Origin of the sequence: Nonomuraea sp. NPDC050540 (genome assembly GCF_044457485.1) — a bacterium.
Lineage (GTDB): Bacteria > Actinomycetota > Actinomycetes > Streptosporangiales > Streptosporangiaceae > Nonomuraea.
Map to the genome: position 1 here is coordinate 85,137 of NZ_JBITHA010000016.1, position 18,269 is coordinate 103,405.

Genomic DNA, 18,269 nt, shown 5'->3' on the forward strand with positions numbered 1-18,269 from the left:
TGATCACCGGACTGGTCGCAGCGGCGGGTGAGTAGCTCACTTCTCCCAGACGGGTACCGGCGGCAGGCCACGCTCCCGCCGGGCGCGGTCGGTCAGCTCCTGGACAAGCTCCGTCTTCGCGCGGGCGTAGTCGCCCGGATCGATCCCGGTGGCGGCGAGCGCCTGCTTGAGTTCGGCGTAGCGGGCCGCGTCCTCAGGGTGCTCGCGCAGGTAGTCGCGGAAGAAGCGCTGGTTGCGCGTCGGCCAGGAGGCGAGCGTGACCACGTGAAGGTTGTACGCGCGGACGCCGCCGCTCGCGCGCACATACAGGAGCCGGTCGGTCATGCCGTTGAAGTGCCGCTCGTAGCCGAGGCCGGTGAGCGCGGACTCGCGCCGTTCGACCGGCGCGAGATCCTCCGCGGCCGCCATCAGGTCGATGATCGGCTTGGCCGCCAGGCCGGGAACCGCGGTCGAGCCGATGTGCTCGATCTCCGCGAACGCGCCGGGCAGCGTGTCCAGCAGTTCGCGCATCGCCGTGGCGGCGAGTGCGGGCCATGCCGGGTCATAGGGGACGATCTGGATGCTCGGCTCAGACATGAACGCCCTCGCTCCCACAGAGCGCTTGGGGGATGCGGTCGAGGACCCGGTGGCTGGCCAGGCCGTAGGCGTAGAAGTCGACGGCGTGGGCGCCGGCCGCGCGGGCGCCGCGCACCTTGGCGGTCAGGCGGTCGGCCGAGTCGTTGTCGGGGTAGCCCGGGCGCAGCACCACGCGTACCTCCCGATGCTTGCCGACCGAGCGCAGGTAGGCGCGCACGTCGTCGGCCACCCGGGCGGCGTCGCGGGCGTAGGCGAGGACGGCGAAGGAGGAGACGAGGTCGGCCAGCGCGGCCGGGTCGACGCCGAGCAGCCAGGCGTCGTGCGCGGCCAGGGCCGGTGAGGGGAGGCCGTCGCGGTAGCCCTTCACGGCGCCGGTCGGGTCGACGAAGACCAGTTCGCAGGTCACCGCCTTCGCCACCTCGGCGACCAGCGAGGTGACGGTCTCCGCGCGGGCGCGGGCGTAGGCGACGACGTCGGGGCCCGCGTAGGCGCTCAGGGCGGCGCGGGTCACCTCGCCCTCGGCGGGCGGGTCGCCGTCGAGGACGCCGCCGACGATCCGCGCGCACTCCTCGCGCGCCGCGCGGGCGTCGATGCCGAGGGCCGACGCCCGTGCCACGCAGTGGTCGCAGAAGCACAGGGCCATCAGGTACGCGTCCATCGGCCCCAGCGGCACGAACGATCGCTCGGCCCGCAACGGCCGGTAGTGCAGCCCCTCGGCGACGACGCTGTCCACCCCGAGCCTGGCGACGGCCCCGGCCAGCGCCACCGCGTACTGCCGCACGTCGGGGTGGGCCGGGCACAGGTCAGTCAGGTAGCCGCGGTCGCCGAAGCAGTTGCGCACGGTCACGTCGGGGTGCTGGGCGCCGAGCGTCCCGTTGCGCAGGAACACCACCCGTCCGTGCAACTTCAGCCCGCGTGTACGGCAGGCCGCGAGCAGGCCGTCGAAGGCGTCCGTGTAGCCGGTCGGCGGTACCAGGCGCAGCCCGGCGAACAGGTCGTCCGGCAGGGCGAAGTGGGCGCCGTCGTGCCGCAGGGTCAGCTTGGACGGCCCGTGCGGGGTGACGTCGCGGGAACCGTGATGGACGGCGCCGACGGTGACCCCGGCCACGCCGTACCCCAGCACCCGGTCGAGCACCCTGCCGACGCCTTCACCACGCAGGTCCTCGACGAGGACGAAGAGCGAACTATCCACGTTCTGACCTTACGCGAGTGATCTCCCGGTGATCTGGGTCTGTCAGGCTCCGTCCCCATGAAGAAGATGATCGCGGCCGTCGCGGCCGCCGGCGTGCTGGTCGCCGGTGCTCTCCCCGCACAGGCCGCGCCCAAGGACCCCGTCGGTGTCCTCAAGAGCCTGATGAAGCCCGGCGCGGGGGTGCGCTTCAGCGACCTGACCATGATGTCGGCCGATGGGAGCAGCGTCGACCTGGTCAAGCGCAAGGGCGTTTTCGGGTTCGGCAAGAAGGGCATCGCCGCGCACGACATCACCAGCAGGATCGTCAGCCCGACGATCGAGTTGACCGACTCGCGCAAGCCGGAGCGCGTGATCGGCCTCGGCAAGGACCTCTACCTCAGCGGCGGCAACTGGGCCGAGGACATGCCCAAGGGCAAGACCTGGTACAAGACCGGCAGCCAGTTGATGCGGGCCGGCGGCTACGGCTTCTACGGTCAGGTCATCAACCCCGCCGAGTTCGGCACCCTGTCGGCCCTGATCAAGCGGGCCAAGCGCGGCGGCAACGCGTACACGGGGAAGGTCACGCTCAAGGAGCTGCACAAGATCTCGCCCTGGTTCGCGAGCACGATCCTCGCCAGGCGCGACAGCACCCCGGTCGAGTACACGATCAACGTCGCCCCGTCCGGCCTGGTGACCAAGGTGACCAGCACCTACGCGGCCGCGGCCGTGGTCAGCTTCCCGGGGCTGGAGGACGAGACGTTCACCGCCGTCAGCACCTTCACCGGGTGGGGCAAGAAGGTGTCCATCAAGGCGCCGGACCCTGCCCTGGTCACGACCAAGCTCAAGAAGTAGGCACGTCTCAGGCCGCTTGGAGAAAGCGCCGGGGAAAGGTGACCTCCGTCAGCTCTTCGGAGACCTCCCACAGGCGCCGCGCCGCTTCGGCGTCCCGCGCTCTCGCCGAGCGGCCGACCAGCTTGGGTGCGCCGCGTGTCTCCAGGAAGCCGCGCGGGCCCGCGTAGCTGTTGCCCGGGATGTCGGCCACGGCCGCGTACAGCGTCGGGAGGGCGCCGTCGTCGTCGCTCTGCGCGAGCAGGCCGACCGCCGCCCTCGCCACGAGATAGCGCACGCGGTTCCGGCCGTCGAACCGCAGCAGGTTCGTGGCCGACGCCCCGGGGTGCGCGGCGGTCGCGATCACCGTTGAGCCGGCCTCGCCGAGCCGCCGCTGGAGTTCCGAGGTGAACAGCAGGTTGGCGAGCTTGGACTGCGCGTAAGCCCCCATCGCCCGGTACGGCCTGCGCTCCCAGCCGAGGTCGTCGAAGTCGATCGAGCCCATCCGGTGCCCGCTGGACGAGACGGTGACGACCCGTTCCCTGATCCGCGGCAGCAGCAGGTTCGTCAGGGCGAAGTGCCCCAGGTGGTTGGTCCCGAACTGGAGCTCGAACCCGTCGGCCGTACGCGAGAACGGCGGGATCATGACGCCCGCGTTGTTGATCAGCACGTCGACCGGCTCGGTGAAGTCCTCGGCGAACGCGCGGACCGAGGCGAGGTCGGCGAGGTCGAGCCGCCGGACCTCGACGCGGCCGGACATCCCGGCGGCGGCCGCCCGCCCCTTGGCGGGGTCGCGGACGGCGAGCACGACCCGCGCGTCCCTGGCGGCGAGCACGTGGGCCGCGGCACGGCCGATCCCGCTGTTCGCGCCGGTGACGACGACCGTGCGTCCGGCCATGGACGGGACGTCAGAAGCAGAGAATGTTGTCATGGACTACAAAGTAGGCACCGACAACAATGTTGTCAACGGGGACATCTGCTAACCTCGGCCCTGTGCCAGAAGTGACCGAGGAGCGCCCTTACCACCACGGAAACCTGCGCGCCGCACTGCTCGACGCGGCCGAACGCGTTCTGCGGGAGCACGGCGCGGACCAGCTGGCGCTGCGCGACCTGGCCAGGGAGATCGGCGTCAGCCACGCCGCCCCGCGCCGGCACTTCCCGAACCGCCAGGCGCTGCTCGACGCGCTCGCGGTGGCCGGATTCGCCCGCCTGAACACCACGCTGCGCACCGCGATGGCGGGCGCGGGCGAGGACTTCGCCTCCCGCGTGCGGGCCACGATGACGGCGTACACCCGCTTCGCCACCGACAACGCCGCGCTGCTTGAGCTGATGTACACCAGCAAGCACCGGCCGGACGCGAAGCAGATCGCCGAGGCGGCCGAGGCCCCGTTCGGGCTGATGATCGAACTGATCCTTCAGGGGCAGGCGGAGTGCAAGCTCCAGGAGGGCGACACCGCCAGGATCGGGATCGTCCTGTTCGCGACCCTCCAGGGCATCGCCGCGCTCATCAACGGCAAACTCGTCCCTCCGGAGCTCCTCGACGGACTCGTGGAGACCGCGGTCGAACAGTTCCTCCGCGGCGCCCGCCCGCTTCCCTAACCGCTGCGCGGCTACCACCTCGGGTATTTACACTGTGCACTGATGCGCACACAGTACACATCTTGTGCACGCGTTACTCTTGTGATTACAGTGTTCACAATGGCGCCTTCGCCATGCCCGCATAAGGAATACTTCCTGTTTGCAGCTATGCATAACAGCGCTGTGTGAATGCAGAGTCGCAATGACGATATTGACCATTCCTGTGAATTGGCTGTAAATTTCCAGTCAGCTTCTCAAGGGGGCCCAGAGAAGCTGATCTGGAGGGTGGCACCACGCTGCCCTCATCGCGATTGCCCCCTTGTCGACAGGTCAAGGAAGGGAAATGCACATGAAGCGAAGAGCAGCTCTCGTCATCAGCGCCCTGGCGCTCGGCGTCGTCGGGTTCGCGGGATTCGGTCCCGCTGCCCAGGCGACTGACGACCCGATCGAACCCACTGCCGACGAGCTGACCGTCGAAGTCATCGACAGTCGCGCCGACGCCGCGGGCCGCTGTGCCAACAACCGCCTGTGCCTGTACGAACACGACGATTTCCGCGGTCTCGCGCTCCGGATCACCATGCCCTCGCCCGGGGTCTGCGGGAACCTCCCACCCGAGTACAGGAACATGGCGAGCTCCCAGCAGAACGAATACAACCGGAACATCAAGTTCTATGCCAGGACAAACTGTTCCGGCTCGTCCGGCTACAAGGCCCTGGCCGAGAGCGAGGACAAGGACCTCACGAACAACGGCTTCGACAACAAGACGGATTCGCTGAGATAGCCGTTGTAATTCAGCGGCAATAATTCGCATCTAGGAGATGAGCATGCCGATCCGGCGATGGGGCATGGCCCTTGTGCTCCTCGTCGGAGCGGCATCCGGCTGCTCGCCGACCGAAACGGAAACGCCGTCGAAAAGGCCGCAGGAGATCGCCGTTCCAGAACCCGATCCGCAAGTGCGGCAACTCACCATTCCTTTTGACGCCTACAACTTCAGCCCCGCCGAGGACATGACCCTGGATGTCGCCGAGGACGTCGTCGTCCGCGACTGCATGAACGCTCGCGGCCTGGCCTGGCAGGCGCTGCCCGGTCCCGGCGAGAGCGAGATCGAGCCGCCGCATCGCCGTCGCTACGGTGTCATCGAGTCGCGGGTAGCCGACGTGTTCGGCTATCACGCGCCGCCGTACCGGCCGGCCGTGGCCGCTCGCGGGGTCAAGGCACTCGCCCGCGTCACCGGGGCTCCGCCGGGCGTACGCGAGGCGGCGAAGGCGTGCCTCAAGCAAGCGCGCGCCAGCATGTACGGCGGTGCCCAGAAGGCCGACGCCGCGTTCTTCAACAAGGTCATCTTCGCGACGTTCGACGCCGCCCAGCGCGACAGGCGGGTCACCCGCGCCTTCCGCTCCTGGAGCGCCTGCATGGCGGAGGAGGGTTTCCGCTACGCCGACCCGCTCGCCGCGATCACCGACCGGCGCTGGTCGACGAAGGCGCCCACCACGCAGGAGATCCGCACCGCCCAGCGGGACGTGCGGTGCAAGGAGAAGACCGGCGTCGTGTCCATCTGGGCCGCGGCCGAGACTCGCGTCCAGAACGCCGCCATCCGCGCCCACCCCGGGAAGTTCCGGGAGCTGAGAGCGGTCAAGGTGCGGCAGCTCGCGGCTGCCCGGCGGATACTCGGCTGACCCCGGCGGCCCGGATCACCTCGGCCCGCTCTGCCCGGTGAGGGTCGTGCGCAGGAGGGTGATCCACCAGTCGAGCGTGCGGTCCCGGGCGGTCGTGTCCAGTCCGACGCTTCTGCGGAACTCGCCGCCGAACAGCGGTTCCAGCGCGACGGCCTGGTGCAGTCCGGCCATCGTGAGCTGGATCGCCTCGCGTGAGGGCGGGGTCCTTCCGGTGCTCGCGCAGTGCAGGCGGGCCTGGGTGTGCAGGCGGTCCACCACCTCGTCGAGTAGCCCGCTGCCGGGGTCGCGCCAGCCGGACTGGTGCAGCGCGATCGCCAGTGCGGCGTAGCCGCCGGCGTACAGCGTGTAGAGGGTGTGGACCAGCGCGGCGGGGTCGACCGGGCCGTCGGCCCACGCGCCGAGGACGGTGCGCAGTTCGGCCTTCAGCTTGGACCCGCCGAACCGCAGCAGGGACTCCAGGAGTTGTTCGCGGGTGCCGAAGTGGTGGTTGATCGCGGCGTCGGTCATCCCGACCTCGGCGGCGACGGCGCGTACCTGCACGGCGGCGGGACCGCCGGCCGTGAGCAGCCTGCTCGCCGCCTCAAGGATCATCCGCTTGGCTTCATCGGGTTTGCGTCGTACTCGGCCGGTCACGCGCTCACTCTACCTTGACTAGCCAAGGTAGTTCTCTTACCTTGAGGGCCCAAGGTAAGGAGGCATCGTGCGAACCACGATTGAGCTGGCGGCGGCGCTCGGAGTCACGATCCACGATCCGGCGCCGCCTCGCGAGATCCGCTTCACCCGCGCGGGCTGCCGGTTGCGCGGGCTCGACTGGGGCGGGACGGGAACCCCGGTGCTCCTGCTGCACGGCGGCGGGCTGACCGCGCGCACCTGGGACTTCGTCTGTCTCGGCCTGCGCGGCGACGCCCGGCTGATCGCGCTGGACCTGCGCGGACACGGCGACAGCGACTGGTCCGACGACTACCGCGTCGACACCCACGCCGCCGACGTCGCCGCCGCGGCCGAGCACCTCGGCCTCGACCGGGTACGGCTGGCCGGCATGTCACTCGGCGGCGTGGTGGGAGCCCGTCTGGCCGAGTCGCGGCCCGGCCTGGTGGACCGGCTGGCGCTCGTCGACGTCGCGCCAGGCGTGGACTTCGAGAGCACCAGGGAAGTACGGGCCTTCATGTTCGGACTGGGCCCGGTGGCGGATCTGGAGACGGTCGTGGAGGCCGCGCTGCGCGTCAACCCGCGCGCCGGCCGCGCGGGTGTCGCCCACCGGATGGGCACCCTGTTCCGCCGCGGGCCCGGCGGCGACTGGGTGCCGAAGGGCGATCTGCGTCCCCCCGACTTCCCCGCCATACTCGCGGCCGTCGAAGGACTGCCCGCCCAGCTGGCCGGGGTGCCGGTGCTGCTGGTCCGCGGCGGCCGCAGCAGGGTGCTCACCCAGGCCGTGGCCGAGCAGTTGGCCGACCGCCTCCCGAACTGGGAGCTCGCGGTCGTGCCCGACGCGGGCCACCTCGTCCAGGAGGACAACCCGGCCGCGCTGATCACCGTCCTGCGCGCCTTCCTGACCTGACGCCGGGGAGGTCAGGAAAGGACCAGGTCGCGGATCGTGCGCAGGGAGTCCTCGTCACGCGGGCCCATCACCAGGAGACTGGTCACGGGGGACTTGTGCCACAGCTCCAGCCGCTCCTTGATCCGGCCGGGCGGCCCGACCAGCGAGATGCCGTCGGCCAGCTCGTCCGGGATCGCCTTGAACGCCTCGTCCCTGCGGCCCGCGAGGTACAGCGACTGGATGTGCTCGGCGGCCTCCGCGTAGCCCATGCGGCCGATGATGTCGGCGTGGAAGTTGCGGTGTTTGGCGCCCATGCCGCCGATGTACAGGGTGAGCATCATCTTCACGCCGTCCAGCGCGGAGCGCACGTCGTCGGAGATGACGACCATCACCATGGCGGCGATCTCGAAGTCGGGGCCCCGGCCGGCCAGGGCGTCGCCGTACATCTCCTCGATCTTGGAGGGGAAGGCGAACAGCGGGAGCCAGCCCTGTCCGATCTCGGCGGCCAGGGCGACGTTCTTGGGGCCTTCCGCGCCGAGATAGACGGGGATGTCGGGGCGCAGGGGATGGGTGATGAGCTTGAGCGGTTTGCCGAGTTCGCCGGGCAGGGGGAGGGGGTAGTGCGGGCCGTCGCTGGTGACGGGGGCTTCACGCCGCCAGACCTGGCGCATGATGTCCACGTACTCGCGGGTTCTGGCCAGGGGTTTGGCGAACGGCCGGCCGTACCAGCCCTCGACGACCTGCGGGCCGGAGGCGCCGACGCCCAGCAGCAGGCGGCCGCCCGTCAGATGGTCCAGGGTCATCGCGGTCATCGCCGTGGCCACGGGCGTCCTGGCCGACAACTGGACCACCGAGGTGCCCAGTTTGATGCGGCTCGTGCGCGCGCCGTACCAGGCCAAGGGGGTGAAGGCGTCGCTGCCGTAGGCCTCGGCCGTCCAGACCGAGTCGTAGCCGAGCCGCTCGGCAGCGAGGACCGCGTCGGTCGCGTCGTCGGCGTTGCGCTGCCAGTAGCCGAGGTTCAGCCCGAGCTTCATGTGACACCTCCGAATTAAGTTCTATTAGTGCTGCGCACGCCGTTGGGTGTCAATGCACCATCTTTCGGGGAAGTCTGTTCTGTGGTTAAGGGTTTCTGTCGACTCGCCTTCCTGTTGCTGCTCCTACCTGCGGCGATGGGGACGACGCTCGCCACGGGAGCGGTGGGGGCGCCCAAGCCGAACATCGTGCTCGTCCTGGTCGACGACCTGGAGTCCGGCACGCTGCAGTACTTTCCGAACATCACCCGGCAACTGGTGAGCCAGGGCACCTCGTTCGACCGCTTCTTCGTGACGAACTCCTGGTGCTGCCCCTCGCGCAGCTCCATCCTGAGATCCCAGTACGTCCACAGCCACGGCGTCCTGACCAACACCGCGCCGGAGGGCGGATTCGACAAGTTCTACCGCTCAGGTCTGGAACGTTCCACGATCGGCACCTGGATGCGTTCCGCCGGATATCGCACCGGCCTCATGGGCAAGTTCCTCAACCACTACCCGGGCGAGTCCGCCCCGCCCACCTACGTGCCGCCCGGCTGGGACGACTGGCGCGTGCCCGTCCGCAACCTCTACGAGGAGTACGGCTACCGCCTCAACGAGAACGGCACCCTCGTCGACTACGGCTGGGCCGAGGACGACTACCTCTCCGACGTGCTCGCCACCAAGGTGCGCGACTTCGTCCAGGCCTCGGGCCAGACGCCGTTCTTCCTCTACCTGGCCCCGGTCGCCCCCCACAACCCCGCCAACCCCGCGGTACGGCACGCCGGAGCCTTCCCCGACGCCCAGGCGCCCAGGACCAAGAACTTCAACCGCGAGGACGTGGGCAACGAGCCGGTCTGGCTCCGCTCGCTGCCGAAACTCGGCCAGCGGGCCATCGACCGCGTCGACGAGCGCTACCGGGCCAGGCTGCGCGCCATGCTCGGCGTCGACGACCTGGTCGGCTCGCTCATGACCACGCTGCAGGAGAGCGGCAAGCTCGCCGACACCTACATCTTCTTCGCCTCCGACAACGGCTTCCACCTCGGCACCCACCGCCTCAAACAGGGCAAGACCACGCCGTTCGAGGAGGCGATCCGGGTGCCGCTCGTGGTGCGCGGGCCCGGGGTGCCGGTGGGGGCGACCGTCAGGGACCTGACCGCGACCGTGGACCTGGCCCCCACCTTCGCCCAGCTCGGCGGGGCCGTCACGCCCGACTTCGCGGAGGGGCGGTCGCTGCTGCCGTTCCTGCGCGGGCAGGCGCCGCGGCCGTGGCGAAAGAACGTGCTCGTCGAGTTCAACCGGCCGCTCAACCAGATGTCGGCCAAGCAGACGCCGGTGCCCGACTACGCGGCGCTGCGTACCAAGGACTACACCTACGTCCAGTACCAGACCGGCGAGACCCAGCTCTACGACCTCAACCAGGACCCCGACCAGCTGAACAACCTCGCGGGGACCGCGCCCCTGGGGCTGGTGCTGGCGTTGCAGGCGCGGCTGACGGCCATGCGCGGCTGCGCCGGGGCCTCGTGCCGCGTCGCCGACCTACAGGAGTGACCAGGCGCACCGGACCGGGGCGGGCAGCCGGCCGGCGCGGAAGGCGCCCGGCGGGACGCCCATGACCGTGCGGAAGTCGGCCGACAGGTGCGACTGGTCGTAGAAGCCGGTCTCGGCGGCCAGCTCCGCCCATGGCTCCTCGCGGGCGGCGGCCAGGACGCTGCGGACCCGGTGGATGCGGGCGTAGCGCTTGGGGGACAGGCCGACGGCGTCGTGGAAGAGGTTGCGCAGGTGCCGTTCCGAGACGCCCAGCTCGCGGGCCACCTCGGGCACCCGGCCCGCTCCGGTGAGGAGTCCCGCGGCGGCGTCCACCAGATCGGCGCGGGCGGTGTCGGCCGCCGAACCGGCCCGAACCCGCTCCTCCAGCGCTCCGGCCAGACCGTGGGCCACTTCGGTGTCGTCGCGGGCGGCCAGCCGGTTCAGGAGGGCGTCGGCGGGGGCGCCCCAGAGGTCTCTGAGCGACACGACCCGGTCCACCAGGTCGCTCATCGTCACCCCGAGCGCCGCCTTGGCCCGGCCGGGGCGCAGCCGCACCGTCACACAGCGCGGCGCGTCGGCCGGGGCGAGATAGGACGCCTGGGTTCTCGGCCCCAGCACCACCAGTCCGGTTCCGTCGGCTCCGCTGCGGAAGGCCAGTACGGCGGCCGTGTCGGGGCCGCGCACGTGCACCCCGCGATCGGCGCCGGTCAGCACCTCGGCCGACGCGTTCAGGGGCGCCAGGGTTCTCATGCTCGTGCCAACCTCGCCACCGTGCCGATTCTTCCTATAGGTCGCGGGGGGACCGCTGGCAGCGTGAACGGCATGATTCTGATCACCGGTGCCACGGGCACCATCGGCAGTGAAGTGACCCGGCTCCTGGCCGAGCAGGGTGTCCCGGCCAAGGCGATGACGCGTGATCCGGGCCGGGTGGCCGGGCCCGCCGTGCGCGGGGACTTCGGGGACGTGCGGTCGCTGGAGGCGGCCGTGGAGGGGGTGTCGGCGGCTCTGCTGCTGACGGCGTTCGGGCCGGAGATCGCCGCGTACGACCGGGCGTTCGTGGACGTGGCGGCCAGGGCGGGCGTGAAGAGGATCGTGAAGATCTCGGCCATCGGGGCGGGCGACAACGAGGACCCCGAGGACGTCGGCGGCATGCACGCGGCCGGCGAGCGCGCCCTGACCGGATCCGGGATCGAGTGGACGATCGTCCGGCCCTCGATGTTCGCCACGAACGCCCTGGGCTGGGCGGAGATGGTCAAGGCCGGGCAGCCGATCCCCAACGTGACCGGCGACGGCCGCCAGGGCATCGTCGACCCGCGCGACATCGCGGCGGTGGCCGTGGCGGCGCTCACCGGCCCCGGACATCACGGCCGGGTCTATGAGGTCACGGGACCCGACCTGCTCACCACCCACGACCAGGCCGAACTGATCGGGCGGGCGATCGGGCGGCGCGTGGAGACGGTGGACGTGCCGATCGAGCAGGCCGTCGCCCAGATCCCCGACCCGGCCTACGCGAAGGCGGCGGCCAAGGGCTGGGCGTTCGTCGCGGCGGGCGGCAACGCGGTGGTGACCACGGCGGTCCAGGACGTTCTGGGCCGCCCGGCGAGCTCCTTCGCGTCGTGGGCCGGGGACAACAAGGCCGCCTTCGGCGGCTAGGACTTCGGGAAGAGGGCGGGGTAGGCGTGGGCCAGGTGGTCGGTGACCGCCCGCGCCGCCTCCTCGGGCGATCCGGCGGCGATCGCGGCCAGGATGCGCCGATGATCGGCCTTCAGCACGCGGGTGTCGCCCAGCTGCTCGACCGCCTCGATCGCGTACCGCCGTACCGACTCCCGCAGCGAGCGCATGATCGCGGCGATCAGCCGGTTTCCCGAGGCGTCGGCGATGGCGCAGTGGAAGGCCGTGTCGTGCTCGACGAACTCCTCCGCCGTCCGCGCCCGCTCCATCCCCTCCAGCGCGGAGACGAGGGCGGCGGTGTCGGCGCGGGCGGTGGCGGCGCCGGCGGCGGCCCAGCGTTCGATCATGAGCCGGGTGTCGATCACCTCGCGCAGCTCCAGGCTGGCCAGGCCGAGGTGGAGCCTGAGCAGGTCGGTCAGCGCGCTGTCGGGCCGTGAGGTGAGCACGGCGCCGGCGTCCGGGCCCCGCCCGGCCTGCGAGGAGACCACGCCGAGCGTCTCCAGCACGCGCAGCGCCTCGCGCACCGACGAGCGTCCGACCCGGAGCTGCTCGGCCAGCTGGCGTTCGCCGGGCAGCCGGTCGCCGACGGTCAGCCCGTCCTCGACGATGCGGTGCTCGATCTGGGCCAGCACGTCCTCGAACGCGCGGGTCCGCTTCACGGGCCGCCATCCGGTGTCGGTCACGGGCACCCCTCTTGTCGCGTTGTATGGTCTGACCATACAGTGGTCAGACCATAGAGAGGAAGGAGTGCCGTGCGGGTCGCCCTGTTCATCACGTGCGTCAACGACACGCTCTTCCCCGGCACCGGCAAGGCGGTGGTGTCGCTGCTGCGCCGGCTGGGCTGCGAGGTCGACTTCCCCGCCGCCCAGACCTGCTGCGGGCAGATGCACGTCAACACCGGGTATCGCGATGAGGGGGTACGGCTGGCGCGCCACTTCACCGAGGTCTTCGCCGGGTACGACGCGGTCGTCGCGCCGTCGGGCTCCTGCGCGGCGATGGTGCGCGAGCAGTACCCCAAACTGGTACGGCCCGGCAGCAGGGGAGCCGCGGCCGTGGCGGAGGTGGCCCCGAAGGTGCACGACCTGTCGGAGTTCCTCATCGACGTCCTCAAAGTCGACGACGTAGGCGCATATTTCCCGCACCGGGTGACATATCACCCGACGTGTCATTCGCTCCGCGGCCTCCACCTGGGCGACCGCCCCACCCGCCTCCTGCGGAACGTGCGCGGCCTCGAACTGATCCCCCTGGGCGGCGCCGACGAGTGCTGCGGCTTCGGCGGCACATTCGCGGTCAAGAACCCGGCCATCTCCGCCGCCATGTGCGCCGACAAGGTACGCAACGTGCTCGACACCGGCGCCGAAGTGCTCTGCGCGGCCGACAACTCCTGCCTCATGCACATCGGCGGCACGATGAAACGCCAGCGGACCGGGGTGCGGATCATGCACCTGGCCGAGATCCTGGCCGCGACGGAGGAACGATGAGCGGCACCTTCCTCGGCATGCCCGGCGCCTTTCCGGCCAACGCGGCGGCAGCCGTACAGGACAGTCAGCTTCGCTACAACCTGCGCAAGGCCACCCACACCATCCGCGGCAAGCGCGTCAAGGCCGTCGACGAGCTGCCCGATTGGACGGAGCTGCGCGCGGCGGGGAAGGCCATCAAGGACCACACCCTGCGCCACCTCGACCGCTACCTGCTGCGGATGGAGGAGGCGGTCACCCGCAACGGCGGCACCGTCCACTGGGCGCGCGACGCCGCCGAGGCCAACCGCATCGTCACCGACCTGGTCAAAGCCACCGGCGAGCGCGAGGTGGTCAAGGTCAAGTCGATGGCCACCCAGGAGATCGGGCTCAACGAGCATCTGGCCGCCGAGGGCATCACCGCGTACGAGACCGACCTGGCCGAGCTGATCGTGCAGCTCGGCGAGGACTTTCCCTCGCACTTCCTGGTCCCGGCGATCCACCGCAACCGCTCGGAGATCCGCGAGATCTTCCTCGACAAGATGGCCGAGTGGGGCCGCCCCGCGCCGCCCGGCCTGACCGACGACCCGCCCGCGCTCGCCGACGCCGCCCGGCTCCACCTGCGCGAGCGCTTCCTGGCCAGCAAGGTGGCCGTCTCCGGCGGCAACTTCATGATCGCCGAGACCGGCACGCTGGTCGTGCTGGAGTCCGAGGGCAACGGCCGCATGTGCCTGACCCTGCCCGAGACGCTGATCAGCGTGGTCGGCATCGAGAAACTGCTGCCCACCTGGCGCGACCTGGAGGTCTTCCTTCAGCTGCTGCCGCGCAGCTCCACCGCCGAGCGTATGAACCCCTACACCAGCACCTGGACGGGCTCCGCCGAAGGCCAGGACTTCCACCTGGTACTCCTCGACAACGGCCGCACCGGCGTGCTCGCCGACGAGGTCGGCCGCCAGGCGCTGCGCTGCATCCGCTGCTCGGCCTGCCTCAACGTCTGTCCCGTCTACGAACGCGCCGGTGGCCACGCCTACGGCTCGGTCTACCCGGGCCCGATCGGCGCCATCCTCACCCCGCTGCTGCGCGGCTTCGACACCGAACTGGACGCCTCGCTGCCCTACGCCTCGTCGTTGTGCGGCGCCTGCTTCGACGCCTGCCCCGTCGCGATCGACATCCCGGAGGTGCTGGTAGACCTGCGCGCCAAGGTCCCGCACGGCCGGGCGGAGCGCGCGGGCATGAAGGTCGCGGGCTGGGTGCTCAACAACGAGGTACGGCTGGCCAAGGCCCAGCGCCTCGCCACGCGCTTCCGCAAGCTGGTGCCCAAGCGCCTGCCCGGCCCCCTGTCGGCCTGGACCGACACCCGGGACCTGCCCGACATTCCAGAAGAGTCGTTCAGAGATTGGTGGGAGCGAACCCGACGCGGCGAGCCGAGTGGACGCCCGAGGAACGAGGGTGGCCGCGGAGGGAGTGAGGAGAGGTGAGCGACCAGATGGATACGGGCGTGACGGGCGCGCGTGAGGAGATCCTGGGCCGGATCAGGAAGGCCGTGGAGGGCGCTCCCGAGGTGGAGATCCCGCGCGACTACCGCACGAGCGTCCCCGTGGCCGACCCGGTCGGGCTGTTCGCCGAGCGGCTGGACGACTACCGGGCCATCGTGCACGTGGTGCCCGCCGCCGACGTTGACGCCAAGGTGGCCGAGCTGACCGCGGGCAAGCGGATGGTCGTGCCCGGCGAACGCGCGTGGTCGCGGGAAGAGCTGGCGGCGGCCGACGGCGTCGTCACCGGCTGCGCGATCGCCATCGCCGAGACCGGCACCATCGTCCTGGACACCCGCCAGGGCGAGCGGGCCCAGACCCTGCTGCCCGACTACCACCTGTGCCTGGTGCGCGCCGGCCAGATCGTCGGCGGCGTCCCCGACGCGATCGCCAGGCTCGACCCGTCCAGGCCGCTCACCTGGATCAGCGGACCGTCGGCCACCAGCGACATCGAGCTCAACCGCGTCGAGGGCGTGCACGGTCCCAGGACCCTGGAAGTGATCATCAGCACCTGACTGGGTAGCCTTCGCACGTGTTCGACGCACAGCTCACCGTCACGACGGAACGCCTGGTCCTGCGCCCGTTCGGCCCTCAGGACGCCGACCGGATCCGCGCGATCGTCGAGTCCGGGGCGATCTTCCTGCCGCCCGGCGCGCCCACGCACGTCGCCGGGATCACCCCGTGGCTCACCGCGGGCGCGCACGAGCTGCGGCGCTCGGGCACCGGCGCGCACCTGGCCATGACCGACGCCCAAGGGCTGGTCGTGGGGGCGATCAGCCTGTTCAAGACCTCGTGGACCGCGGGAACCACCGAGGTCGGCTACGGCGTCCACCCGCTCTACCGGGGCCGCGGCTTCGCGCCGGAGGCGGTCACCGGACTGGCCGATCACGTCTTCGCCCACACCGCGCTGCGGCGCATCGACCTGACCGCCAACCTCGACAACACCGCCTCGCTCCGGGTCGCCGAGAAAGCCGGCTTCACCAGGGAAGGCGTGCTGCGGGCCGCGGTCCTGGAGGACGACGGGCCGCACGATCTGGCCATGTTCGGGCTGCTGCGCGGCGACAGCCGTTCCCCCAAAGAGGTCTTCCCGCACCGTGAGCTGCTCACGGCGCGGCTGCGGCTACGGCGGCCGGACGAGCGCGACATTCCCGGACTGGCCGCGACCGGCGCCGACGAGCGGACGCAGGCCTTCACCACCGTTCCGCGCGGCTACACCGAGGCGGACGCGCGCGGCTTCCTGCGGCACGTCGAGCAGGCGCGCGCCGACGGCGCGGGCGTCGCGTGGACGGTCGAGGAGCGCGAGAGCGGGCGGTACGTCGGCGGCGTCGACCTCAAGGACACCGACTGGCGGATGCGTACCACGGAGGTCGGCTACATGACCGCGCCGTGGGCCCGCGGGCACGGCTACATCGGCGAGGCCGTGCTCGCCGTCGCGCGCTGGATCTTCGCCGAGCACGGCTTCCTGCGGCTCCAGCTGCGGGCCGCGGCGTCGAACACCAGCTCGCAGCGGGTGGCGGAGAAGGCCGGGTTCGTGCGCGAAGGCGTGGCCCGCAACGGCGGCCACGGCGAGGACCTCGTCGTGTACGGCCTTATCCCTTCCGACATCCCTTCCGAGCAGGTGGGAAAGACGTCACTCTGAAGGGGTGACAATCACGGTGATCGGCTGGGACGGTTCCGGCCTTCCGGTCATGGCGGCCGACCGGCTGCGCGCGGCCGCGCTCGTGGTCGGCCCCGACGCCCTGCTCGGCGAGCTCGGGATCGACGCGCCGACCGCTTCGTCCGACGCGCTCCTCGACGCCCTCGACGACCACCTCGAACAGGGCGAAGGCCCTGCCGTCGTGCTCGCGGAAGGCGACCCCGGGCTGTTCGGCGCCGTCGCCGCGCTGCGCGCCCGCGGCATCAAGCCCGAAGTGCTGCCCGCCACCGCGGTGATCACCCGCGCGTTCGCCTGCGCCGGGCTGAACTGGGAGGACGCCCTCGTAGTCGCCCCGGCCGGCGCCTACCAGCTCGCCCGCGTCGTCAACGCCTGCCGCGCCCACCCCAAGGTCGCCGTGCTGTGCACCGACGGCGTCGGCCCCGCCGAACTGGCCCGCGAACTCGCGCCCACCACCCCGCGCTCCCTCATCGTCTGCGAGGACCTCGGCGGCCCCGGCCAGCGCGTCACCCACAGCCGCATGGGCGAGGCCACCACCCGGCCGTGGAAGGACCCCGACGTCGTCCTCGTGCTCGACCCGCTGCACCGGCCCAGGGAAACCGGCTGGGTGGCGGGGGCACAGCCGGGGCCGCGCGAGTGGGCGCTGCCGTTCGGCACGGGGATCGCGCCAGAGGTACGCGCGTTCGTCCTGGCCAAGCTCGGCCCCCGCCTCGGCGAGCTGATCTGGGACGTCGGCGCGGGAGCCGGAGAGATCGCGGTCGAGTGCGCCAGGTTCGGCGCGGCCGTCGTCGCCGTCGAGCGCGAGGAGGAAGCCTGCGCCCGCCTGCGCGCCAACGTCATCGAACACGGCGTCAAGGTCGCCCTCACCCGCGGCCAGGCCCCGCCCGCGCTCGAACCGCTGCCCGACCCCGACGCCGTCTTCGTCGGCGGCGGCGGAACCGACGTGATCGCCGCCTGCGCCGCCCGCGGACCCCGCACGCTCGTGTGCGCGCTCAAGACCGTCGAGCACGTGCCCGCCGTACTCGACCTGCTGCGCGAGCAGGGCTACCAGGCCGAGGGCACCCAGATCCAGGCCTCCAGGCTGACCGCCCAGTCCGACGGCTCACACGGCCTGCACGCCGCCGATCCCGTGTTCGTGGTGCACGCACGGGTTCTCTGAACCGTCGCCGATCGGTTATCCTCGCGTGTCTTGTCTACGCACCGGAGAACCCCTACACATGAAGCCGCCGCTGCTGCTCATCGGGCACGGCTCGAACGATGACGGCGATTCCGCAGAGTTCGGCAGATTCGTCCATCGGCTCCGATGCCGCCTCGACGAGCAGGCCGCCGACGTATCCGGCGGCTACCTCGAACGTGCGACCCCTCGGTTGAGCGACTCCGTCGCCTCCCTGGTGGCGCGCGGCCATCACCGTCTGGTGGCGCTGCCCCTCAGCCTCAGCCGGGTCAGCGACGACTTCCCCGCCGCCATGGCCCTGGAGCAGGAGAGGCACCCCACGCTCATGTACGACTACGGCCGCCCCCTCGGCCCCGACCCCCGCGTGCTCGCCGTCCTCGCCGAGCGGCTCAAGGACGCCGCCACCGACATCGTGGAGCCCGTCTCCGAGCGGCCCCGCCTGCGCGTCGTCGACTCCGCCGCCGTACTTGAGGAGTCCCCCAGGATCGAGCCGGGCGAGACCGCCGTCGTGCTGGTCGGCGAGGGTTCCACGGACCCGGTCGCCAACGCCGAGGTGCACCGGGTCTCGCGGCTTTTCTGGGAGACGCACGCCTACGACTTCATGACCGTCGAGACCGCCTTCGTCTCCGTCACCCCGCCCGGTGTGCCCGGCGGCCTGGAGCGCTGCCGCAGGCTCGGCGCAAAGCGCGTCATCGTCGTCCCCTACCTGCTGTTCGCCGGGGTCATGCTGGAGAAGGTCTGGGCCCAGGCGCTCGCCTACGGCGCCGGCCACCCCGAGCTCGACATCCGCTGCGCCGAGGTGATCGGCGACTGCGAGACCCTCGCCGACGTCGTCATCGACCGCTACGAGGAAGCGCTCCAGCTCGTCCACTAGCTAG

The 18,269-nt window shown here is 71.0% G+C and carries 20 protein-coding genes; 13 read left to right on the forward strand and 7 right to left on the reverse strand.

The features are described from left to right. Nucleotides 1-36: 36 nt before the first annotated feature. Entirely contained in the window at nucleotides 37-576 is a 540-nt protein-coding gene (locus ACIBI5_RS40535) for a GrpB family protein (RefSeq protein ID WP_397254960.1), read from the reverse strand. Beyond that, nucleotides 569-1,768 carry a hypothetical protein gene (locus ACIBI5_RS40540; protein ID WP_397254962.1) on the reverse strand — a complete coding sequence of 400 codons (1,200 nt, stop codon included), beginning with the start codon at nucleotides 1,766-1,768 and terminating at the stop codon, nucleotides 569-571. Before ACIBI5_RS40540 ends, ACIBI5_RS40535 begins: the two co-directional genes overlap by 8 nt. A gap of 57 nt (nucleotides 1,769-1,825) precedes the next feature. Here ACIBI5_RS40540 and ACIBI5_RS40545 point away from each other — a divergent pair, with 57 nt between their 5' ends. Beyond that, nucleotides 1,826-2,599 carry a hypothetical protein gene (locus ACIBI5_RS40545; protein ID WP_397254964.1) on the forward strand — a complete coding sequence of 258 codons (774 nt, stop codon included), beginning with the start codon at nucleotides 1,826-1,828 and terminating at the stop codon, nucleotides 2,597-2,599. A gap of 7 nt (nucleotides 2,600-2,606) precedes the next feature. On the opposite strand, the gene ACIBI5_RS40550 is transcribed toward ACIBI5_RS40545, so the two are convergent. Beyond that, entirely contained in the window at nucleotides 2,607-3,506 is a 900-nt protein-coding gene (locus ACIBI5_RS40550) for an oxidoreductase (protein WP_397254965.1), read from the reverse strand. Between the two features lie 62 nt (nucleotides 3,507-3,568). On the opposite strand from ACIBI5_RS40550, the gene ACIBI5_RS40555 reads away from it, so the two are divergent. The 3 genes from ACIBI5_RS40555 to ACIBI5_RS40565 all read left to right on the forward strand — a co-directional run bounded on the left by ACIBI5_RS40555 (nucleotide 3,569) and on the right by ACIBI5_RS40565 (nucleotide 5,829). Continuing rightward, nucleotides 3,569-4,174 (forward strand): TetR/AcrR family transcriptional regulator, encoded by a 606-nt coding sequence (locus tag ACIBI5_RS40555; RefSeq protein WP_397254967.1) that lies wholly within the window; start codon nucleotides 3,569-3,571, stop codon nucleotides 4,172-4,174. Between the two features lie 322 nt (nucleotides 4,175-4,496). Continuing rightward, the gene (locus ACIBI5_RS40560) at nucleotides 4,497-4,934 is read left to right on the forward strand and encodes a peptidase inhibitor family I36 protein (protein WP_397254969.1); all 438 of its coding nucleotides are present in this window, start codon (nucleotides 4,497-4,499) and stop codon (nucleotides 4,932-4,934) included. A gap of 43 nt (nucleotides 4,935-4,977) precedes the next feature. Continuing rightward, complete coding sequence (locus tag ACIBI5_RS40565) at nucleotides 4,978-5,829, forward strand: hypothetical protein (protein WP_397254971.1); 852 nt, start codon at nucleotides 4,978-4,980, stop codon at nucleotides 5,827-5,829. A gap of 15 nt (nucleotides 5,830-5,844) precedes the next feature. Here ACIBI5_RS40565 and ACIBI5_RS40570 read toward each other — a convergent pair whose 3' ends face one another. Beyond that, nucleotides 5,845-6,462: a TetR/AcrR family transcriptional regulator gene (locus ACIBI5_RS40570; RefSeq protein ID WP_397254973.1), complete on the reverse strand. Its 618-nt coding sequence runs from the start codon at nucleotides 6,460-6,462 to the stop codon at nucleotides 5,845-5,847. Nucleotides 6,463-6,529: 67 nt separating this feature from the next. Between ACIBI5_RS40570 and ACIBI5_RS40575 the strand changes: the two genes are divergently transcribed. Then, entirely contained in the window at nucleotides 6,530-7,387 is an 858-nt protein-coding gene (locus ACIBI5_RS40575) for an alpha/beta fold hydrolase (RefSeq protein ID WP_397254975.1), read from the forward strand. 11 nt (nucleotides 7,388-7,398) lie between these two features. Here ACIBI5_RS40575 and ACIBI5_RS40580 read toward each other — a convergent pair whose 3' ends face one another. Then, complete coding sequence (locus ACIBI5_RS40580; protein WP_397254977.1) at nucleotides 7,399-8,400, reverse strand: LLM class F420-dependent oxidoreductase; 1,002 nt, start codon at nucleotides 8,398-8,400, stop codon at nucleotides 7,399-7,401. 135 nt (nucleotides 8,401-8,535) lie between these two features. Between ACIBI5_RS40580 and ACIBI5_RS40585 the strand changes: the two genes are divergently transcribed. Beyond that, nucleotides 8,536-9,924, forward strand: coding sequence for a sulfatase (locus tag ACIBI5_RS40585; RefSeq protein ID WP_397254979.1), 1,389 nt, complete (start codon nucleotides 8,536-8,538; stop codon nucleotides 9,922-9,924). On the opposite strand, the gene ACIBI5_RS40590 is transcribed toward ACIBI5_RS40585, so the two are convergent. Continuing rightward, nucleotides 9,913-10,653: a helix-turn-helix domain-containing protein gene (locus ACIBI5_RS40590; protein ID WP_397254980.1), complete on the reverse strand. Its 741-nt coding sequence runs from the start codon at nucleotides 10,651-10,653 to the stop codon at nucleotides 9,913-9,915. The genes ACIBI5_RS40585 and ACIBI5_RS40590 overlap by 12 nt on opposite strands. Before the next feature lie 72 nt (nucleotides 10,654-10,725). Here ACIBI5_RS40590 and ACIBI5_RS40595 point away from each other — a divergent pair, with 72 nt between their 5' ends. After that, entirely contained in the window at nucleotides 10,726-11,556 is an 831-nt protein-coding gene (locus ACIBI5_RS40595) for an NAD(P)H-binding protein (RefSeq protein WP_397254982.1), read from the forward strand. Here the strand turns inward: ACIBI5_RS40595 and ACIBI5_RS40600 are convergent. Next, nucleotides 11,553-12,257, reverse strand: a complete 705-nt coding sequence (locus tag ACIBI5_RS40600; protein ID WP_397254984.1) for a FadR/GntR family transcriptional regulator — start codon at nucleotides 12,255-12,257, stop codon at nucleotides 11,553-11,555. The genes ACIBI5_RS40595 and ACIBI5_RS40600 overlap by 4 nt on opposite strands. A 69-nt stretch (nucleotides 12,258-12,326) precedes the next feature. Between ACIBI5_RS40600 and ACIBI5_RS40605 the strand changes: the two genes are divergently transcribed. The 6 genes from ACIBI5_RS40605 to ACIBI5_RS40630 are packed head-to-tail and all read left to right on the forward strand — an operon-like array spanning nucleotide 12,327 to nucleotide 18,265. Further along, nucleotides 12,327-13,055 (forward strand): (Fe-S)-binding protein, encoded by a 729-nt coding sequence (locus tag ACIBI5_RS40605; protein ID WP_397254985.1) that lies wholly within the window; start codon nucleotides 12,327-12,329, stop codon nucleotides 13,053-13,055. Next, nucleotides 13,052-14,509, forward strand: coding sequence for a lactate utilization protein B (locus tag ACIBI5_RS40610; RefSeq protein ID WP_397254987.1), 1,458 nt, complete (start codon nucleotides 13,052-13,054; stop codon nucleotides 14,507-14,509). Before ACIBI5_RS40605 ends, ACIBI5_RS40610 begins: the two co-directional genes overlap by 4 nt. An 8-nt stretch (nucleotides 14,510-14,517) precedes the next feature. Continuing rightward, nucleotides 14,518-15,078, forward strand: a complete 561-nt coding sequence (locus ACIBI5_RS40615; RefSeq protein ID WP_397255295.1) for a lactate utilization protein C — start codon at nucleotides 14,518-14,520, stop codon at nucleotides 15,076-15,078. Between the two features lie 17 nt (nucleotides 15,079-15,095). After that, nucleotides 15,096-16,202, forward strand: a complete 1,107-nt coding sequence (locus ACIBI5_RS40620) for a GNAT family N-acetyltransferase (RefSeq protein WP_397254989.1) — start codon at nucleotides 15,096-15,098, stop codon at nucleotides 16,200-16,202. Between the two features lie 4 nt (nucleotides 16,203-16,206). Next, on the forward strand, nucleotides 16,207-17,376 hold the full coding sequence (locus ACIBI5_RS40625) for a precorrin-6Y C5,15-methyltransferase (decarboxylating) subunit CbiT (RefSeq protein WP_397254991.1): 1,170 nt from the start codon (nucleotides 16,207-16,209) through the stop codon (nucleotides 17,374-17,376). A 58-nt stretch (nucleotides 17,377-17,434) separates the two neighbouring features. Beyond that, entirely contained in the window at nucleotides 17,435-18,265 is an 831-nt protein-coding gene (locus tag ACIBI5_RS40630) for a sirohydrochlorin chelatase (protein WP_397254993.1), read from the forward strand. Nucleotides 18,266-18,269 lie beyond the last annotated feature (4 nt).